Annotated in this window: 24 protein-coding genes and 1 riboswitch; of the genes, 11 read left to right on the top strand and 13 right to left on the bottom strand. The window is 41.2% G+C overall.

The annotated features are described in order from the left end of the window. Positions 1 to 190 precede the first annotated feature (190 nt). The 5 genes from J7E32_RS12480 to J7E32_RS12500 all read left to right on the top strand — a co-directional run bounded on the left by J7E32_RS12480 (position 191) and on the right by J7E32_RS12500 (position 2,620). Entirely contained in the window at positions 191 to 1,258 is a 1,068-nt protein-coding gene (locus J7E32_RS12480; protein WP_214907744.1) for a type I restriction endonuclease, read from the top strand. Further along, entirely contained in the window at positions 1,254 to 1,439 is a 186-nt protein-coding gene (locus tag J7E32_RS12485; RefSeq protein ID WP_353654048.1) for a glycerophosphodiester phosphodiesterase family protein, read from the top strand. The genes J7E32_RS12480 and J7E32_RS12485 overlap by 5 nt, the downstream gene beginning before the upstream one ends. Positions 1,440 to 1,591: 152 nt before the next feature. Beyond that, positions 1,592 to 1,957 carry a DUF2089 domain-containing protein gene (locus J7E32_RS12490; RefSeq protein ID WP_214907748.1) on the top strand — a complete coding sequence of 122 codons (366 nt, stop codon included), beginning with the start codon at positions 1,592 to 1,594 and terminating at the stop codon, positions 1,955 to 1,957. Positions 1,958 to 1,968: 11 nt separating this feature from the next. Beyond that, the gene (locus J7E32_RS12495) at positions 1,969 to 2,352 is read left to right on the top strand and encodes an SHOCT-like domain-containing protein (protein WP_214907750.1); all 384 of its coding nucleotides are present in this window, start codon (positions 1,969 to 1,971) and stop codon (positions 2,350 to 2,352) included. 91 nt (positions 2,353 to 2,443) lie between these two features. After that, positions 2,444 to 2,620: a hypothetical protein gene (locus J7E32_RS12500; RefSeq protein ID WP_214907753.1), complete on the top strand. Its 177-nt coding sequence runs from the start codon at positions 2,444 to 2,446 to the stop codon at positions 2,618 to 2,620. A gap of 48 nt (positions 2,621 to 2,668) precedes the next feature. Here the strand turns inward: J7E32_RS12500 and J7E32_RS12505 are convergent, their stop codons facing one another. Both J7E32_RS12505 and J7E32_RS22905 read right to left on the bottom strand, forming a co-directional pair. Next, positions 2,669 to 3,187, bottom strand: a complete 519-nt coding sequence (locus J7E32_RS12505; protein ID WP_214907755.1) for a GNAT family N-acetyltransferase — start codon at positions 3,185 to 3,187, stop codon at positions 2,669 to 2,671. A gap of 21 nt (positions 3,188 to 3,208) precedes the next feature. Then, positions 3,209 to 3,337, bottom strand: a complete 129-nt coding sequence (locus J7E32_RS22905; RefSeq protein WP_286183127.1) for a hypothetical protein — start codon at positions 3,335 to 3,337, stop codon at positions 3,209 to 3,211. A gap of 244 nt (positions 3,338 to 3,581) precedes the next feature. Here J7E32_RS22905 and J7E32_RS12510 point away from each other — a divergent pair, with 244 nt between their 5' ends. The 3 genes from J7E32_RS12510 (at position 3,582) to J7E32_RS12520 (ending at position 6,600) form a co-directional block, all read left to right on the top strand. Beyond that, entirely contained in the window at positions 3,582 to 4,793 is a 1,212-nt protein-coding gene (locus J7E32_RS12510) for an MFS transporter (protein WP_214907757.1), read from the top strand. A 214-nt stretch (positions 4,794 to 5,007) separates the two neighbouring features. Beyond that, a complete protein-coding gene (locus J7E32_RS12515; protein WP_214907759.1) occupies positions 5,008 to 5,730 on the top strand; it encodes a DUF3784 domain-containing protein in 723 nt (240 codons plus the stop codon). 243 nt (positions 5,731 to 5,973) lie between these two features. Further along, complete coding sequence (locus tag J7E32_RS12520; protein ID WP_214907761.1) at positions 5,974 to 6,600, top strand: nitroreductase family protein; 627 nt, start codon at positions 5,974 to 5,976, stop codon at positions 6,598 to 6,600. 27 nt (positions 6,601 to 6,627) lie between these two features. Here J7E32_RS12520 and J7E32_RS12525 read toward each other — a convergent pair whose 3' ends face one another. From J7E32_RS12525 to J7E32_RS12560, 8 genes are all read right to left on the bottom strand, one after another. Further along, positions 6,628 to 7,287: a DsbA family oxidoreductase gene (locus J7E32_RS12525; protein ID WP_353654049.1), complete on the bottom strand. Its 660-nt coding sequence runs from the start codon at positions 7,285 to 7,287 to the stop codon at positions 6,628 to 6,630. Between the two features lie 154 nt (positions 7,288 to 7,441). Continuing rightward, the gene (locus J7E32_RS12530) at positions 7,442 to 7,894 is read right to left on the bottom strand and encodes a GNAT family N-acetyltransferase (protein WP_214907765.1); all 453 of its coding nucleotides are present in this window, start codon (positions 7,892 to 7,894) and stop codon (positions 7,442 to 7,444) included. Beyond that, positions 7,882 to 8,418 (bottom strand): AAA family ATPase, encoded by a 537-nt coding sequence (locus tag J7E32_RS12535; protein WP_214907768.1) that lies wholly within the window; start codon positions 8,416 to 8,418, stop codon positions 7,882 to 7,884. Before J7E32_RS12535 ends, J7E32_RS12530 begins: the two co-directional genes overlap by 13 nt. A 106-nt stretch (positions 8,419 to 8,524) precedes the next feature. Then, positions 8,525 to 9,373 carry an STAS domain-containing protein gene (locus tag J7E32_RS12540; RefSeq protein ID WP_214907770.1) on the bottom strand — a complete coding sequence of 283 codons (849 nt, stop codon included), beginning with the start codon at positions 9,371 to 9,373 and terminating at the stop codon, positions 8,525 to 8,527. Positions 9,374 to 9,604: 231 nt separating this feature from the next. Continuing rightward, complete coding sequence (locus tag J7E32_RS12545) at positions 9,605 to 10,219, bottom strand: protein kinase family protein (RefSeq protein ID WP_214907772.1); 615 nt, start codon at positions 10,217 to 10,219, stop codon at positions 9,605 to 9,607. Between the two features lie 69 nt (positions 10,220 to 10,288). Continuing rightward, complete coding sequence (locus J7E32_RS12550) at positions 10,289 to 10,681, bottom strand: sporulation protein (protein ID WP_214907774.1); 393 nt, start codon at positions 10,679 to 10,681, stop codon at positions 10,289 to 10,291. Positions 10,682 to 10,698: 17 nt separating this feature from the next. Then, complete coding sequence (locus J7E32_RS12555; protein WP_214907776.1) at positions 10,699 to 10,827, bottom strand: FbpB family small basic protein; 129 nt, start codon at positions 10,825 to 10,827, stop codon at positions 10,699 to 10,701. A gap of 301 nt (positions 10,828 to 11,128) precedes the next feature. Continuing rightward, the gene (locus J7E32_RS12560) at positions 11,129 to 11,974 is read right to left on the bottom strand and encodes a pirin family protein (protein ID WP_214907778.1); all 846 of its coding nucleotides are present in this window, start codon (positions 11,972 to 11,974) and stop codon (positions 11,129 to 11,131) included. A 173-nt stretch (positions 11,975 to 12,147) separates the two neighbouring features. Here J7E32_RS12560 and J7E32_RS12565 point away from each other — a divergent pair, with 173 nt between their 5' ends. Both J7E32_RS12565 and J7E32_RS12570 read left to right on the top strand, forming a co-directional pair. Then, entirely contained in the window at positions 12,148 to 12,900 is a 753-nt protein-coding gene (locus J7E32_RS12565) for a PP2C family serine/threonine-protein phosphatase (RefSeq protein WP_214907780.1), read from the top strand. Between the two features lie 195 nt (positions 12,901 to 13,095). Continuing rightward, positions 13,096 to 13,140: riboswitch (PreQ1 riboswitch) on the top strand. Between the two features lie 6 nt (positions 13,141 to 13,146). Further along, entirely contained in the window at positions 13,147 to 13,632 is a 486-nt protein-coding gene (locus tag J7E32_RS12570) for a QueT transporter family protein (RefSeq protein ID WP_214907783.1), read from the top strand. Positions 13,633 to 13,675: 43 nt separating this feature from the next. Here the strand turns inward: J7E32_RS12570 and J7E32_RS12575 are convergent, their stop codons facing one another. Continuing rightward, positions 13,676 to 14,086 carry an NUDIX hydrolase gene (locus J7E32_RS12575; RefSeq protein WP_214907785.1) on the bottom strand — a complete coding sequence of 137 codons (411 nt, stop codon included), beginning with the start codon at positions 14,084 to 14,086 and terminating at the stop codon, positions 13,676 to 13,678. A gap of 29 nt (positions 14,087 to 14,115) precedes the next feature. Next, positions 14,116 to 15,072: a sensor domain-containing diguanylate cyclase gene (locus J7E32_RS12580; RefSeq protein ID WP_214907787.1), complete on the bottom strand. Its 957-nt coding sequence runs from the start codon at positions 15,070 to 15,072 to the stop codon at positions 14,116 to 14,118. Between the two features lie 299 nt (positions 15,073 to 15,371). Between J7E32_RS12580 and J7E32_RS12585 the strand changes: the two genes are divergently transcribed. Further along, a complete protein-coding gene (locus J7E32_RS12585; protein WP_214907789.1) occupies positions 15,372 to 16,790 on the top strand; it encodes a glycoside hydrolase family 18 protein in 1,419 nt (472 codons plus the stop codon). 65 nt (positions 16,791 to 16,855) lie between these two features. On the opposite strand, the gene J7E32_RS12590 is transcribed toward J7E32_RS12585, so the two are convergent. Then, positions 16,856 to 17,656, bottom strand: coding sequence for a 2-phosphosulfolactate phosphatase (locus tag J7E32_RS12590; protein WP_214907791.1), 801 nt, complete (start codon positions 17,654 to 17,656; stop codon positions 16,856 to 16,858). Between the last annotated feature and the right edge of the window lie 55 nt (positions 17,657 to 17,711).

Consider the following 17,711-nt stretch of genomic DNA (forward strand, 5'->3'; position numbering starts at 1 on the left):
ACTTTAGTCTAGCAGTTACAAATATTTGGATTTTAATGAAATCTTATATTCTTTTCATCTTAAATTATTGACTCTTTAAGAATAAAAACCTATTTCACTAACAACTTTTTACAATTTTTGTGGTAACATTAAACCAAAGAGTAAACGCTTTCACTGCAATTATAGTAACAATATTAAGGAGGATTATAGTATGGATAATTTCATGGAACAAATTAAGACCTTGTCCAATCGGGTAGCGAAACTGCAATCAACTATTGTAACTGAAGAGGCTACTAAAACTTCAATTATCATGCCATTCTTTCAAATACTAGGTTACGATATTTTTAATCCTGAAGAATTCACTCCCGAGTTTGTTGCGGATGTAGGAATAAAAAAAGGCGAAAAAGTGGATTATGCCATTATGAATGAAGGCAGTCCCGTAATTTTAATTGAAGCCAAATCAATAAATGAAAAACTACAAAAGCATGACTCTCAATTATTTAGGTATTTCGGTACTACCTCTGCTAAATTTGCAATATTAACAAATGGTATCACTTATAGGTTCTATACAGATTTAGAAGAGCAGAATAAAATGGATACTTCACCTTTTTTCGAGTTTAATATTTTAGAACTAAAAGACAGCGCACTTGTTGAATTAGCAAAATTCAAGAAAAACAGTTTTAATTTAGAAAGTATATTTACAACAGCTTCAGAATTAAAATATCTAAATAAGCTTAAAAGCTACCTTAACGAACAAGTGGAGACACCAACTGAAGAGTTTGTAAGATTTATGATCAGCCAAATTTATGAAGGTGTTAAAACCAAAAACACTCTTGAAAAATTTGAACCAATTATTAAAAAGGCTTTTAAACAATTTATAAATGAACTTGTTAACGATAAACTCAATGCAGCCTTAAAAACAACTAATACAGATGAGGAAGCTCAAAAAGAAGCTGCAGCAACCTCTGAAACCATCCTTGTAAAAGACGAACCTCAAATTGCCACAACAGAAGAGGAGATAGAAGGTTTTGCAATAATTAAGATATTAATTAAAGATACACTTGCAGAAGAAAGAATATCTTATAGAGACAATCTTAGCTACTTTAACATTTTGCTGGATAATAGTATTAGAAAATGGATATGCAGACTTGGATTTAATTCTTCTAATAAATACATTCAATTTAATGATGATGAGCGAACTACTATTAATATAGATAAAGTATCTGACATTACAAAATACAAGGATAAACTATTAGAAGTATCTAATAAGTTCAATTAAAGAGTATCTAGAACCCAAGCTACGAACAGTATCAAAGGAACTGGTCGACAACGTCCACAGTCTTGGAATGCAGATCCAATCCTGGACTGCACGAAGCCCTGATGCATCTTATTTTCTAATTGAGATGAAGGTGGATGGCATAATTAAAGATTCCCCTGATTATGTCGACCCGCGCAATTAAGTTAAAAACCTGTCCTGATAAGGATAGGTTTTTTATTTTATTTTAATAATATTAACTTCATGATTAAAATAATTAATATTAATTTAATATTTTATTTACATATTCAATTTATAATTATATTATATATCTAAATACATCGAAAGGAGGCAGTCATGGCATATCCTGTCTTAACGAATTGTCCTGTTTGCAGCCAAACCCTTAAAATCACCAAGCTAAAATGCAATCACTGCGATACGACCATTGAAAATGAATTCGAACTCTCAAAGCTTGCATCGTTAACAAAGGAACAGCTTCAATTTGTCGAAACCTTCCTTGTATCCCGTGGAAACATTAAAGAAGTAGAAAAAGAGCTCGGGATTTCCTATCCGACTGTCCGAGGAAAGCTTAACGATATTATCACTGCGCTTGGATATGACACTCAAAAGAAAAATGAGCTGGATGAGAAGAAAATCGTTGCGATGCTGGAGAAGGGTGAGATTTCTCCAGAAGATGCGATCAAACTTTTAAAAGGTGAATAGGGGGAATAGTGATGAGTGAAGAAATTTCAAAGATTCTAACGATGGTACAAGAAGGTAAAATTGATTCCGAAAAAGGTGCCCAGCTGATTGCCGTACTCAAGGAAAAAGAAACGCCTGCATTGCCTAACAAACCAAATAAATACTTAGATAAAACATTAAAAATCCGGGTAGTATCCAAGGAAAATGACAATGTGAACGTCAATGTGCCAATCAAGCTTGTAAAAGCCCTTCTCAAGACTGGACACAGCATCGCTGCTGGCATCCCTCAATCCCAGCAATATGTCAAGGACCTTGATATCAACATGCTGATCGATGCAATCGAGAATGAGCTGGACGGCAACATCGTTGACATCCAATCAGCAAATGGCGATACCGTTAAAGTCGTCATTGAGTAAAAAGTATGCTGAAAATAAAAATCAAAAAACGTAATAAGATTGCATTACACCTGCCAGTTCCATTCTTGCCTCTGAAAAATTCAGGAACCAGATGCACAAATGGGCGAATCAGGATCTTGAACATAATCATGTTCCCGCCGCAATTTTCGATACTATACTAAACAAGCAGCTGATGAATGAATTGATCCGTGAACTAGGCGAGCACAAAGGAACCGTGCTTGTTGATGTGAGATTGCATGATGGTACTGAGGTCATTGTGAAGCTATGAAAATAAGAAACCCTGACTCCTATTGCAATGAAGACAGGGTTTCTCTATTCAGAACAATTTTTCGAAGCAAACATATAATTCATGTCCTTCTGGCTTTCCATTCATCATTACTCTTCCGGTAATTGTATAACCCCTTTTCTCATAAAAGGAAACAGCCCCCTCATTTCCGGAGTATGTATCTAGCCGGAGCACTCCATATCCGTGATCCTTCGCAAAGTCCTCGGCAAACTGAAGCATCTTGCTGCCATACCCGCCACCCTGAGCAGATGGGTCGACACAGAACGAATGGAGAATCAGCGGCTTTCCTTCTGTAAAAGACCAATTTGCATTCTCCCACTCAGGAGCCTGCCACTCATCGAGAACCATTACACCAATGGTGTCATCGCCTTTTTTCAAGACAAACAATTCTTCACCCTGCATCGCATTTTCGAAATACTCATGGTTGGGGTACTTTTCATCCCATTGTAAAATGCCTCTCGACTCAAGATAGTCTTTGCATTCTGCAAACATTGAGCCGATGACCGGCAAATCTTCTTCAGTTGCTCGTTCAATATGTTCTAGAGCCATATTTTTACTCCTTCACTGCCTCTATTCACTGTCAGGCGTTACGTTAAAAAAGTTTGCACTTTTGTTCTTCTTCTTTTCTTCATTTTTCTTCTCATCCATTTTCCCGTCTGATTCATAACTTAATTTGAATTGCTGCTGATCTTTTTTCATCGTAAAATCTTCTCTCCCTTACAGCTTGGTATTAGGTTTAGCTTGTCCTTTTTACGGTGTAAAATTCGATTTCTTCATGCTTGGTGTGGATAGCAGAGAATTAAATCTTCTGGCGCAGTATCTTTTTTCATTATCTTCACGTTATTAAATTGATTAATCACAATATTTAGCTTTACGAAGTTTCACGAATATCAGATAATTGGAGATAAGAAAAATTCATTAGAAACCGAGAGGCACAAACAGAATGTGGAGAAATAAGAATGTCTGGATTTTATTGACCGGCGAGTTTATAGCCGGGTTAGGACTATGGCTTGGAATCATTGGAAACCTTGAGTTTATGCAGGAACAAATTCCTTCTGACTTTTTAAAATCGCTGCTGCTTGCTGCTGGATTACTGGCTGGTATTGCAGTTGGACCTCTTGCAGGAAGAATGACAGACCAATACAGCAAAAAGGCTGTCATGCTGATTTCTGGTTTTATACGAATTATCAGTGTCGTTTTTATGCTGATTGCCATTCAAACAAGTTCAGTATGGTGGATGCTTGTATTCCTCGTGTTATTGCAAATATCTGCCGCCTTCTACTTTCCGGCACTCCAGGCAGCAATCCCGCTTGTCGTTAGCGAGAAGGACTTGCTGCAGCTGAATGGAGTCCATATGAATGTGTCCACGTTATCTCGTATTATCGGGACTGCGGCTGCAGGAATTTTGCTTGTCGCCATTCCTTTGAATGCTGTGTATCTCCTTTCGATGGCTGCATACATTGTTCTGTTCGGACTGACCTGGTTTTTACAGTTTGATGAAAACAAAAAGGTCTCTGCAGTCAAAGATGGCCAGCAAAAACAAGGATTCAAAGACGTGTTCCCTATCATCGTCAAGCTGCCGATTGTGATGATGACTTTGATCTTGACCTTGATCCCGCTTATATTCCTGGGCGGCTTCAACTTGGTTGTCATCAATATCAGTGAGCTGCAGGACAGTACTGCCATCAAAGGCTGGATTTATACCGCCGAAGGTCTCGCCTTCATGAGCGGCGCGTTTTTGATTAAACGAATCAGCTATAAATTTTCACCTTATAAAATTTTGTTTGCAAGCTCGATGCTGATCGGCTTCTCCCAGCTGATGCTCTATTTTGCCAATCTGCCAGTCCTGACGATCATCGCTTTTCTGCTGTTCGGATTTTCAGTAGGCTGCTTCTTCCCGACAGCAGCTACGATTTTCCAGACTAGGGTGCCTAAAGACTTTCACGGCCGTTTCTTCTCGTTTCGGAATATGATGGACCGCGTCTTCTTCCAGGTCGTCCTGTTAATGACCGGATTCCTTCTCGATGCAGTCGGACTCCAAAAGATGAGCGTCATGTTCGGTGCACTGTCCATCGTCATGACTGTGATTTTTTTCATGAGGTCGCGTAACTTAAGGGCCGCCACCTCGGAAACTGAACAAAGCGTAAGCTCGTAGACTAAATGAAATACTTCTTTATTACCGTCCGTCATCAAGGCCATGACGGACATTTTCTTTTGAATCACGATATTTCTGTCTGTTATCAAGGTTGTAAAGATGCATTTAAAACGATAGACACCCTTATGAAACACAAAATTTTGTTGCGTCAGTGAAACTTGCTTCACAGATAATCCGTATAAGTAGGTAAGGACTCTTTTAGAGGTGATCGTTTATGACGTTATTTATTGGAATACAGCTTTTAATGATTGTTATGTTCCTGTTCTTTGGCTGGGCGATCGTGAAAAAGGAATGGTACTGGCTGATTTCTAATTTCAATGGCAAATCGAAGGATGAGCAGCAGCAATTAATCCAGAATGGCTATCCACAAAGAGTCGGGAAGCTGATGCTCGCCACTGCAGCGGGCATGGCCATTCTTCTACCCTTAAGTTTCACATCTTTCCAATATTCCATCGAAGTCCAGTTCGGTTTTATAATGGTATTCCTTCTCGGCGGTCTCATTTATCTTTCCAAATATGAAATAAAGGAGAAGCGTAAGCGGAGCTATATCTTCAGTAGCCTTCTCGCCATTGGAACGATTGGGTTTATAGTGGGCCTTTCATTTGTAGGATATAAGGACTTTGAACTTATGGAAAATGAAGATTCTTTTGAAATCACGGGCATGTATGGCGGAGAATGGGAATACGCGGATATTCGCCATATTGAACTTTTAGAGGAAATGCCAGAAGTGACATGGAAAGAAAACGGGTTCGGTCTTGCCACATTGGCAAAGGGTCATTTCAAAGTAACTGACTACGGCAGCAGCCTTCTTTTTATCCACAAAGGCTCTCCACCTTATTTATTCATCGAAACGGAAAATGACAAGATCTTCATCAACAGCAAGAATCGAGATGAAACCGAAGAGTGGTATGATATTCTTTCTGAAAGAACTAAGTAAGGGTGTCCCGTTAAAAAAACAGGCACCCTTTATTTATATCGGAAGCTCTTTGATGAACCCCTCGGGATTCCCTCAGCACCAAAATTAGCGGGTACCGTCATGATTCCCACGAGAAAAACCATCTGAGAATAGAAAGTCCAGTAATTGGAATGGTGAAATCAGGTTAACTTCTTTGACTTAAACACTTACTAATAGTAACCTGAATAACGCTTACTAAAAGTAACAAACTTTGGAGGAATAGATATGAATACATCCGAGACAAGCCTGGCCACGGTAATTCGTGAACGCCGTTCTGTCAGAAAATATAATCCTGACGTCAAGATTTCACAAGAAGAGATTTTAGATATTTTAAAAGAAGCAACCCTGGCACCTTCTTCTAGCAATCTCCAGCCATGGAGGTTCCTCGTTATCCAGGACGAGGAAACGAAAAAAGAACTAAGAACGATCGCCAATAATCAAGAGCAGGTGGAAACTTCTTCAGCCGTTATTGCTGTACTGGGCGATCGGGAAATGTACCGAAATGGCGAAAAAGTATACCGCAGTTCATATGAAGCTGGGTATATGGATGAAGCAACAATGAGCAGAATGATTGAAAATACCAATAAATTATACCCTTCTGCTCACGTTGGAATAAGAGAGAACATCGCGTCCTTTGATGCCGGACTGATTACGATGCAGCTTATGCTGATTGCCAGAGCACGAGGTTATGATACTGTGCCAATGGGCGGATTCAACAAGCAGCAATTCATCGAAAAGTTCAACATTGATGGGCGTTATATGCCTGTCCTCCTGCTGGCTCTTGGAAAGGCTGCTCAGACAGGACATCCTACAACCCGTATTCCGGTCGAGGAAATTGTAGAATTTATATAAGGACATAAAAAAGAACTAGTCCGAGGACTAGTTCTTTTCATTAGGAATTTCACAGCCATCATCATCACAAATCATTCCGTCATCATTGTTCAAAACAGTGATTTGATTTTCTGCAATGACTTTTTTCAGCGACTGAACGATTACATCAGTCGGCTGTGCGCCTGTTATGGCATACTTCTTATTGATCAGGAAGAATGGCACACCTGTGATGCCATACTGCTGGCCAGTGCTTTCATCAGCACGGACTTCATCCGCCATATCACCGCTTGCAAGCATTTCCTCTACAGCTCCACGATTCAATCCCACTTCTACGGCCAATTCCGTCAATGTTTCATGGTCCCCAATATGTTTCGATTCAGTAAAATAGGCACGTAAAATTCTTTCGGTCATCTCTGCCATCATTCCATGTTTTTTTGCAAACATCGTCAAACGGTGAGCATCAAATGTATTCGTTAAAATGAGCGTGTCGATATTATATTCCAGGCCGGATTCCTTCGCCATTTGCACCATATTTTGCGTGCTTGCTTTCGCCTGGGCAATGCTCATCCCATATTTTTTTGAGAGAGCTTCATACATATTGTAATCGATGTCCCGCTTCATGTTCGGATCAAGCTCAAAGCATCGATACGTCACTTCAATTGGGTGATCAATCTGTTTAATAGCGTCATCCAGACGCCTTTTGCCAATATAGCAGAACGGTCAAGCAAAGTCAGTCCACATTTCAATCTGCATTATGGATACCTCCAGTTGGTTATTTCACACTATAGTATAGGTGTTAACCTGGTAAAATACACGAAATTCGACTCGGGAGTGCAAGCTCACCAATGCAGATAGTGCTTATCTATTCAATTTCATAAACCAGCCAGTCTGACTGCCTTCCCCCCATCTTATTGTAAAGACCTTGAGCAACATAGTTATCCTTTGCAGTTTCCCATGTCATATAAGCGAAGTTATTTTCCCTGATATGTGATAGGCATTTTGCAAAAAGCTGCTCGCCTGCCTTTTGGCCTCTTGCATTGGCTGAAACGAATAAGTCATTCAAAATAGCCGCCCGTTTTACCTGGAGAGTACTGAAAGTAAAGTACAGGGTTGCGAATCCCACAATTTCTCCTTGGTTTTCAGCCACGAACTGCAAACCCGAGTCTGGATGATCCTGTAAGTGCTTAATCAAATTTTTCAATTCTTCTTTATTTGGTTCTGGCTTCTTATAAAAATCAACAATGTATTGGTTCATTAAATGGTATAACTTTGGAATGTCTCGTTCTTCTGCAGGTCGTATAATCAGCTCTTCCATGCCATCGCCTCCGGGAATATATGTTTCTCAAGCTCTATATCCTCTTTTATCATGCACAGTTTATTCTGATGGACGCCAAGAATAGTCAGGATTTCCTGTCTGCTTTTCTCCTCAAAATACCTGTTCCAAACAAACATCTTCCTGAATATTTTTAGAGTTGGAGCGTAATTTGCCTTTTCAACTCCAATTTTTTGCAGGATGAATCTTTTGATGATCCTGTATTTTCTTTTTCGATAGGAAGGGTCCAAGAAAATGATTATATCTGCCTTTTCGAAGCTCTCCGCAACCCACTGATAATGGACACCTTCGATTATCCACGAATCGGTATTAACGATTGACTTCAAATATTCATCTCGGTCCTTATCACTCCGCCTAATATCCCCCATATCGGTTCTTTTCCAGACAACATTGTCAAGCTCATGGTGCGGCAAGTTGAATCTGGCTGACAGACTTCTGGCCAGGGTCGTCTTCCCGCTTCCGACAGAACCAATGATATGGATTTTGTTAGGTTTAATTTTTATCATAAAACATCATCACTTTTTCTATATTTAAACTTCAAATTCTCTTCCTTTTTGGTATTTCCTCTTTTTTTCGCAAAATAAAAAAGCTGCCTGGGCAGCTTTTTCGAATTTATGCATTCTGCAGAGTCTGGATCTCTTTGAATGCCTGATGAAGATTCGATTTTACCATTATACCTTCGAGGTTGAGTCCAAGCGTCACCATTGTATGGGCGACCTCTGGACGGATGCCGGTCATGATGGTCTTTACCCCAACTAGTGATAGGGCGCTGATTACCTTGAACAGCTGGTCGGCAACCATCGTATCTACGATCATGACTCCGGATACATCAAAGATAAGATGAGTAAGCTTGAGTTTTACAGCCTGGTCCAGTGTTTCTTCCATCAACAGCTGAGCCCTTTCAGTATCGACGTTCCCAACAAGAGGCAATACTCCGACTCCAGGCATTAACGGAACGACTGGTACTGACAGTTCCAACAATGCAGTTTTTGCGTTTTCAAGGCTCTTTTGGTGCGCGTCGACAAACGTAAGGCTGAAGCTGTAGATAGCATGGTCCATCAATGGATCGATAATATCCAAAACACCAAAGATAGCAGAAGCAGGCAAATCCTTTGCTTCTTCTTTGATTGCCTTCCATATATGCTCACGGTAATAGCTTGTATCTTTAAGCGCTTCATCAAGAGAAGCGCCCAGCTTATAGATATACTCGCCAGTTTCTTTACCCCAGTTAGTTATCTTAGCAAATACCTTTTCTTGTTCTTCATGCTCAATCAATGCTTGACCGAATATTTCAATGAAGCCCGCCCTGATTTCGAGGATTTGCTGTTCAATTTTGCCAAGATCATACTTCTGGGCTTCTGTTAAAACTGAATCAGCATACCTGTCTTCGTGGACAGCTTTGGCGATTTCGTGCTTCCTGCTGACAATTGCTTCTCCTAAAGCTTGCAGTTCTGTGGTCATGTAGATTCCTCCATGTGTTCAATGACAATTATATATATATATTTCTACGGATTATATTTCAAAATACACTGTTATAATCCATCATAACGCAGGTTTGGAATGCAGTACAAGTTTTTGCACTTTTGGACGTTTACCAAATCTGATTTCCGGGACGAGTAAATCAAATTCTTTTCGCCACATCCAGCTTTCAATCGGGAAAATATGAACAAACAAGGACTGCAGCCATTCAAATTAGTTAATTGATGGCAGCAGTCCTTTTTTATAAAAGTATGCAATTAAATTCATCGCAGGCTCTGGCATTTTTTTCGGAAAGCGTTCATGTCGGTAATATTTATAAAAAGCGCTTTTTAGGTCCTCCCACTGAGAACATTGCTTCGTCTGCCGGAATCGAGCCACATCAATAAGCTTGACCTCATCATCAGGAGTGATGATGATATTCCGCAGATGGATATCGGACGGGTTCAAGCCTTTTTCTCTTGCAAGCTTAAGAGCATGATCGACATCCTCAATATGGTCGGCGGCAATCGGCATGCCATTTACCAGACATTGATAAAGCGTCATGCCCCGAACATAATCCATGACCAGATAATTGCTTCCCGACTCATGAAGAGAAGGGAAGAATGGATTTCCAGCAAGTTCCTTATAAATCCCCGCCTCTTCAACTGCCACCTTTTCAAATTGCGGGAAGAAAACCTTTAAAACAAGATTTGTACCGCCAATTCGGAATGCGAACGCACTTCTTCCCTCTCCAACCAGCTTTAGTGATGTATCTTTATGAATCACAGCTGCTTTTAATCCCCGGGTTGAATAAATTACACTATCTGCCAGATGTTTATATCGATTCATTCTTCCGCTCCTCTCACCGTGGTCCCGAAAGGCGGAGTCTGGTTTATCCATAATCACAGATTCCACAGTTCAGCGCTTCACCACCTTGATCATGTCTTCGTCCCAGCTTTCAACTCCCTGTTTAAAGACCAGCCTTGTTTTAAAATGATAAGAGATATCCTTGCTTGAAGGAGGGACATCCAGCGGCAGCAGGAAACTGAACGGCACCATATCATCTCCATCTGGCTGAATTCTCAACTGTACATCGAATGATACAGTATCCAGTACGTTTTCTGCTTCAGTCTTTAAATTTACCATGACAAGGGCACACTCAATGAGCTGGAGGTCCTGGTCAACCGTCCCGCCCTTGATCAGAAATTTCCCATTCACCGAGTCACCAGGGGTTAAAACATCCTTCTCCAATATCAGGTCGATCTGAGCAGATCCTACCCCCAGCAAAGACATATACTTTCTTAGTAACATCCTGTTCCTCCGTCTATTTAATTTTTTGGATTGGTGTATTTGTCATCAAGCCGCTTCTCGATGATTTCGATCCGCTTTTGGTCTGCTAACAATTCTTCTTTGTTCTTTTTAACAAGTTCATTAAAACTAATCTGTAATCTCTTCATAACTTTCCCACTCCAATACTTAAATTTATGTTCATTGATAAGAAAATGTCTTTATGTCTCATAAAAAAACCTTCACCCGCTCAGGTGAAGGTCTTAAAAACAAATAAAGACCTTCACCAAATATGGCAAAGGTCTTGCTAACAACTAACGTTGCCAACAAAGCCGGGAGTGAACTCCGTAATGACGACTCTGTTGTGAAAGCTACTCCCCTTTAGGAGAAACTATTCGAATGTATACAGTTATGATACATGACAATGTGTATTCCGTCAATTAATTGGAACTTAGCTGGAAGGTCCAGCCTTTATTCAGCTGCCTTGCCGAACTTCCCTTCCTGATAATCGCGATAAGCCTGGCGAATCTCTTCCATCGAATTCATCACGAACGGTCCATAGGCGACCACTTCCTCTTTAATTGACTTTCCGGAATATACCAATACTCGTGAGCGTTTGTTTGCTTTCAGCTTTAGTTCGCTTGTACCTTCGCCTCCGTCATTAAAAGTCAAAGTCGCTGCGGAAGATTTTTTGAGGTTTGTCTGGCTAGAGCCGGCATCAATTTCACCGGAAAGGATATATAAGAATGCGTTATGTGATTCAGGCAATTCATATATGAAGTTTGTTCCCTCTGCTAGCTGGATTTCTGATAAGGTAAAAGGCACTAATGGTTGTAGAGGCCCTTTCACTCCAGCAGTTTCACCTGAATACACCTTTAAAGTACCGCCATCAAACTGAACAACAGGTGCACTTTCTGAATACACGTTTTGATAAGAAGTGGTCGTGCCTTTCAACTCCTTAGGCAAGTTCAGCCAGAGCTGCAGTGTATGTGCTATATCATTGTCCACTGCCTCTTCAGCATGCCGCGCTCCGCTGCCAGCGTTCATGTACTGGATATCACCAGATTCCAGGATACTGTGACCACCATGGTTGTCAATGTGCTCCAGCCTGCCATCAATGATATATGTGATGGTCTGGAAACCGCGATGCGGGTGATCGGAAAACGTCCCGCGCTTAAACCAGTCCTCCGCCATTAAAATGAACGGATCCAACTCCCTCCAGTTTTGCGGATTAAGTACAAGTCCCGCCTGGACGTGCGGCAGCCCTCTTTCCTCATATTGAACGGTCCAATGGTTCTTGATATCTCTATTAAACATTTGCATAACCCCTTTATCTAAAGTAGCCTAAGTTCTTATCACAAATTATAACAATCATGTGATTTATTTTAAAATAAAGATACTTTAAACTGAGAGATATAGATGTGGAGGATTTGATTTACTCTTTTCCATTTTAGGCGAATGACCGATATCTCAGAGGCAGGCGAAATTATATGAACGATTTCAATTGGGTAGGAAACGAGGAAAGTTTTGTGGATCAGCCAAGTATAGTTCAACTCGGTAGTATTGTCATTGGCCGGTATGGAGGGAATTCCAGTGCAGGTCAATACAAGAATGAGGATGGCTGCTTCATTTTGACAGATCCTGAACAGGCTTGGGAGTTTGTGATTCTTTTAGATGCCCACACTAGTGCCGAAAGTGCTGAACTGATTGTTGAAGCCTTCAGGCAACAAAAGGATAAAATACGAGATTTCCTCTCCCTATCTATAAATCAAGCTTTTCGAAGTTTGGAACGTTTTACCCTTAACCTTTTCCAAAGTAAGGAGTTTTTAGAGGCTTGCCAGAGAATTAAAGGAGAAACTGCCTGCTTGATCGTCGCCAGAAAAGGCAAGTACTGCTGGTGGTTTTCTGTTGGCGACTGTCTATTCTACTTACACCATCCCGAACTTGCCTCACTTGGACAATATCAAGTGAACCAGCGCCATTTTTATGAATGGATTGGTCAAGCAAACACCTTTAGTCAAGCTGTTCCTTGCTTCAGCAGCGGAACAAAGGAATTACGAAAAGGCGTGAATCATCTCGTTATGACAACGGATGGCTTGGTTGAGTGCCCAGGGGAGCCCTACATAGACCCAAAAGCCATTTTTAATGAATTCTCTCATTCGTCCAACCAAGATGGAGTACTAAAACTGCTAAAAAGAATTCAAGATAACAATGTACGTGATAGCACAACCATCGTATCCTGAATGGTGGTCAGCGACGAAGAAGCGACAGTACCAAGTGACTAAGAGCTGGAATGACGCCCAGATGAATCTATTTGGGCGTATTTTGTTTTTTAAGTTTTCGCTACCCGAAATTAATAGCGTTCCTTCAACTATTATTCTAATAAAATTATATTGTGAGGAGTTCTTTTATCCTATATAATATAAAACTGGCTTTTAAATAACGTGGTTCGTAACCATCCCACGTAAAAAAACTAGGAGAGATCAAAAATGAATACGAGAACGATTGTCCGGAACGGGATCCTGGCTGCTTTATATATAGCCGTTTCTGCCGTCATCCAGCCATTTGGCTTCACAAATGTGCAATTCCGCATATCGGAAATGTTCAACCACTTAATTGTTTTCAATAAGAAATATTTCTTTGGAATCGTATTGGGTGTATTTTTAACAAATCTGCTCTTTTCGCCAATGGTCGCATACGACCTTGTCTTTGGAGTCGGCCAGTCTGTCATTTCCTTGCTGATCACGATTTTCACAGCAAAATATATTCAAAGCATTATCGGCCGCATGATTGTGAATACAGTGGTCTTCACCTTCACGATGTTCCTGATTGCGATTGAACTGAACCTGGCATTCCAATTTCCATTCTGGTTCACATGGCTGACAACGGCTGCAGGTGAATTCACGGTAATGGCTATAGGTATCCCTGTTATGCTAGCGATTCACAAGCGCGTAAACCTTGAAAAATTGGTGTAGATAGATGAAAACGCATGGAGTAATCCATGCCTTTTTTTACACCTTAAACCTGAAGGCTGCCTGTAAACTTCAACAGAAACTCCCTATCTTCTTTGAAACCAAAATCAGATTCGTCCATCTCACTCACCTTTTTCCAGGCAATTTCATGGATCAGCCCGTCAGGATCCTGAATCCGCAGGTCTCCTCCTATTATTTTTATCTCGAAGTACTGAACCTTGACTTCCACTCCAAAAAAGACACCAGTTTTCACAAAAAGCTGACGGACGATTTCCACTTCATATCCGGTCTCCTCCCACACTTCCCTGATGCAGCACTGCTCATAAGTCTCTCCGTTTTCCTTACCGCCTGCAGGCACGGCCCATAGTTTTTCTTCGTCCTCTTTCCCCTGGCGCACCATGAGGACCTCTCCCAGTTCATTTAAACAAACTCCAGCAGACCCCTTCCAAATTTCCATTCTCTTGTCCCCTTTAAGATAGCCGTGATTTATAAGCTGTATGTATATTTCTTTTTACGCCTTTTAGCTCTATACATATTTGCATCTGCTATGGATAACAATTCATCCATTTTTCCAATCGAGCAATTGGAATATGCATATCCAATTGATATTTCAATTTTATAAGCTTGTTCTTCCCTGTTAAAAAGGGCAATGGCTGACTCGATAAAATTGATAAGGTCGGACACGGATTCCTCCGTCTTATCAGCCAGGAGAATCGCAAATTCATCGCCGCCAATTCTTGAAACCGAGATAGTTTCCGATGCAAAAGATGATAATAGCTTCGCTGTTTCAATTAACACTTTGTCCCCTTGCTTATGTCCAAATGAATCATTCATCACTTTTAAATTATCTAAATCACATAAAATGATGGCAATAGGACTATTCTTTTTTGTATTAAACAATGCTGCTTTTTGTTCGAAATATTGACGGTTATAGATTCCCGTTAAGGCATCATGATAAATCCGATATTCCAAGTCTTTCTGAAGTTGGATTTTTTCATCAATATTTCGAATGATTCCCTGAACAGCAGCTAGTTGTCCATCCTCGTATACCGGGCTTGCATGTTCTTCAAACCAGAGGTAGCGGCCATCTGGTCCCAGCCATCTCTGAAGGATAGGCTTTGAATAATCCAGATTTCCTGTTACTTTATTATGTAAATGGTCAACATCATCCGGATGAGAACGCTCAAAACAGTCGTATGGATTTTCCATGGCCGCTTTTACGACCCCTGGACCCAAATAAAGGTCCAAAGCAGGACTAATATACTTAAATTTAAATTCCGGCTTCACTTGATAATAGTAAATGATATCCTTTGAGTCTTCGACTAGCCTGACGATCCTCTGTTCCTGTTCATTGGATTCAGGACCATGAAACCTATTTAGTCTTAATCGATATATCAAGATGGTTAATCCAACCCCAACAGCAATCCCACTTATTAAGTCCATAGCAACCAACCCCTGTATACCAAAGATGTGAAACTTACCATATACTGGATTCTACCACAAAAGAAATAATAGAAATATATCTACGAAAAATTTTGTTCTCCTATATCTAATCTCATAAGCAGAAATTCTTCCATCTTTAATAAAGGCGCTTACGTTAACAACTTCCTATTTTAGACAACTGCCAAGAGTCCTGACAACCGAAAGGAATAAATCTTTCGATGCAAAAACAGCCTTAATAAAAGACCTTGCATAAACATATATATCTTATCAATGCAGGATTTTTCCCGGGGAGGTTCATAATGATCATTCATGTTGTCCAAAGAGGTGAATCACTGTGGCAAATCGCAAACAGCTATAAGGTGACAATTCCACAGATTACTGATATTAACGGTCTTGAAAACCCAAACCAGCTGGTCGTTGGCCAGGCCTTGCTTATTCCATCTCATGATACTTTCCATTCAGTTCGATCCGGAGAAGCATTATGGTCCATTGCCCAGCGTTACGGGACGACCGCAGATGCCATCATCCGGGCGAATGCTATAACCAACCCTGCCCTAATCTACCCTGGGACCGTACTCCGCATCCCAGCTGCCCGCCACACGATCCAGCCCGGTGAAACTCTAGGGCACATTTCCCAGCGTTATGGAGTAACCATACAGGCGATCATCAAGGCCAATCAAATCCAAAATCCGAATCTGCTGTATCCAGGTGCTATTCTAATCATTCCAAAACGGAAACCATCGATTGAATCAAATGCATTCACCTATCATTCTGACGAAAAGGCAATTGAGCTGGTTGGCGAAGTAGCCGATCTAATGACCTATATTGCTCCGTTCGCATATGTCATTCAGCCTGACGGTTCGCTTGTTCTTTACATGAAGGATGATACCGAAGCCATCCAGACTGGACTTGCAAAAGGCGCACTGCCAATGATGTCGATCACCAACTTTACAGCGACTGAGGCTGGGGAGAATATCGCCCATGAAGTTCTTGCTAGTGAAGCAAATCGCAGCACATTGCTCAACAATATCCTTACTGTTATGCGTGAAAAAGGTTACCGTGGCTTGAACATTGATTTCGAGAATGTCCTGCCAGCTGACCGTGAGCTTTATAATACATTTCTCCAGGAAGCTGTTGATGCCCTTCATAAAGAAGGCTATTTTGTTTCCACCTCTCTTGCGCCAAAAATAAGGGCCGATCAAAAAGGATTATTATATGAAGCGCATGATTATCCTGCGCACGGCAGGATCGCAGATTTTGTTGTTTTGATGACCTACGAATGGGGCTACCGTTTCGGATCGCCACAGGCTGTTTCACCATTGAATGAGATCCGAAGAGTGCTTGATTACGCGATTACCGCTATTCCAAGGAATAAAATCCTGATGGGCTTCCAGCTGTATGCAAGAGACTGGGTCATCCCCCATGTCCAGGGGAAGGAAGCAGAAACATACAGCCCGCAGGAAGCAGTTAATCGGGCCATCAGATATGGCGCTGCGATTCAATATGATACTGTAGCCGCATCGCCATATTTCCGATACACCGATGAACAGGGCCGCCAGCACGAAGTATGGTTCGAAGACGCCCGCAGTGCCCAGGCAAAGTTTGATCTGATCAAGCAATATAACTTGCGTGGAGTCAGCTATTGGGTGCTTGGCTACCCATTCCCGCAAAACTGGGCACTGCTGGACGATAACTTTAATATCAAGAAGTTGAAGTAAGACCTTTTAGATTCACATATAAAAATAGCCTTCTAGTGAAACATATTCTAGAAGGCTATTTGTCATCAATCATCTTGATCAACTAAGAAAGTGCACGGCTCACTCCTGACAGAAATTTCATTTCCTTCTATAAATCTTCCATCCTTCATGATTGGCACAATGCCGGAAGCATTTAGCTGACTGCAATACCTTACATCTTCCTCAAAGCCTCGTTCACGTAATTCACGTCCGCTGCCGGAATCCCAAACCAATTCTTTTAATCGATTTTCTGAACTAGTAAAAGCAGCTGCGCTTACCTCTGCTTCCGGAGATTTCCCACCACTCAGCTTTGCAAGAATAGCACCAGCACCTAAATAATCCTCAATCGACGGCCTGAGTCGATCTTCATTTTCACGAGCGTCATTCCACATTTCCCCGCATGGCACGACTGTGATGGCTGCCCCTGAATACTGCTGTAGCTTATCCGCCAGCACTGCAACAGCTGAAGCATTAAGCAATGATCCTATCAAGAGCGCAGGGACCTTGGAAGCAATCCACGAACAATAAGCTCCATTAAGCGAAGACAATACGTAACGCTGATTGCGATGCTCCTCATTAAATGTTACCGGTGACAAGGTGGGATTTCCCGTTCTAGCTGCTTCTGCCCTTCCAAGAATATATTTTGCTCTAATGCTAGCCGCATATTTATTTCCATCGAGCTCAGGGGGATAGGGAAAGATTATAGCCCCCGCGGTTAAAGCAGCGACGACTGTAGACGAAAAGCTTAGTACATCGACAATGATGACTATGTCTCCCCGCTCTGCCGCTTCCCTCGCCCCACGCCTTCCCCACTCCACCTTACATTCATAACAAGACTGACTGAACATTTACACTCACCTCGCCCTTTTCTATGAAAATTAATTATTCTCCGTTTATCTGCCT

It is taken from the genome of Bacillus sp. ISL-55 (assembly GCF_018613155.1).
Taxonomy (GTDB): Bacteria; Bacillota; Bacilli; order Bacillales; family Cytobacillaceae; genus Mesobacillus.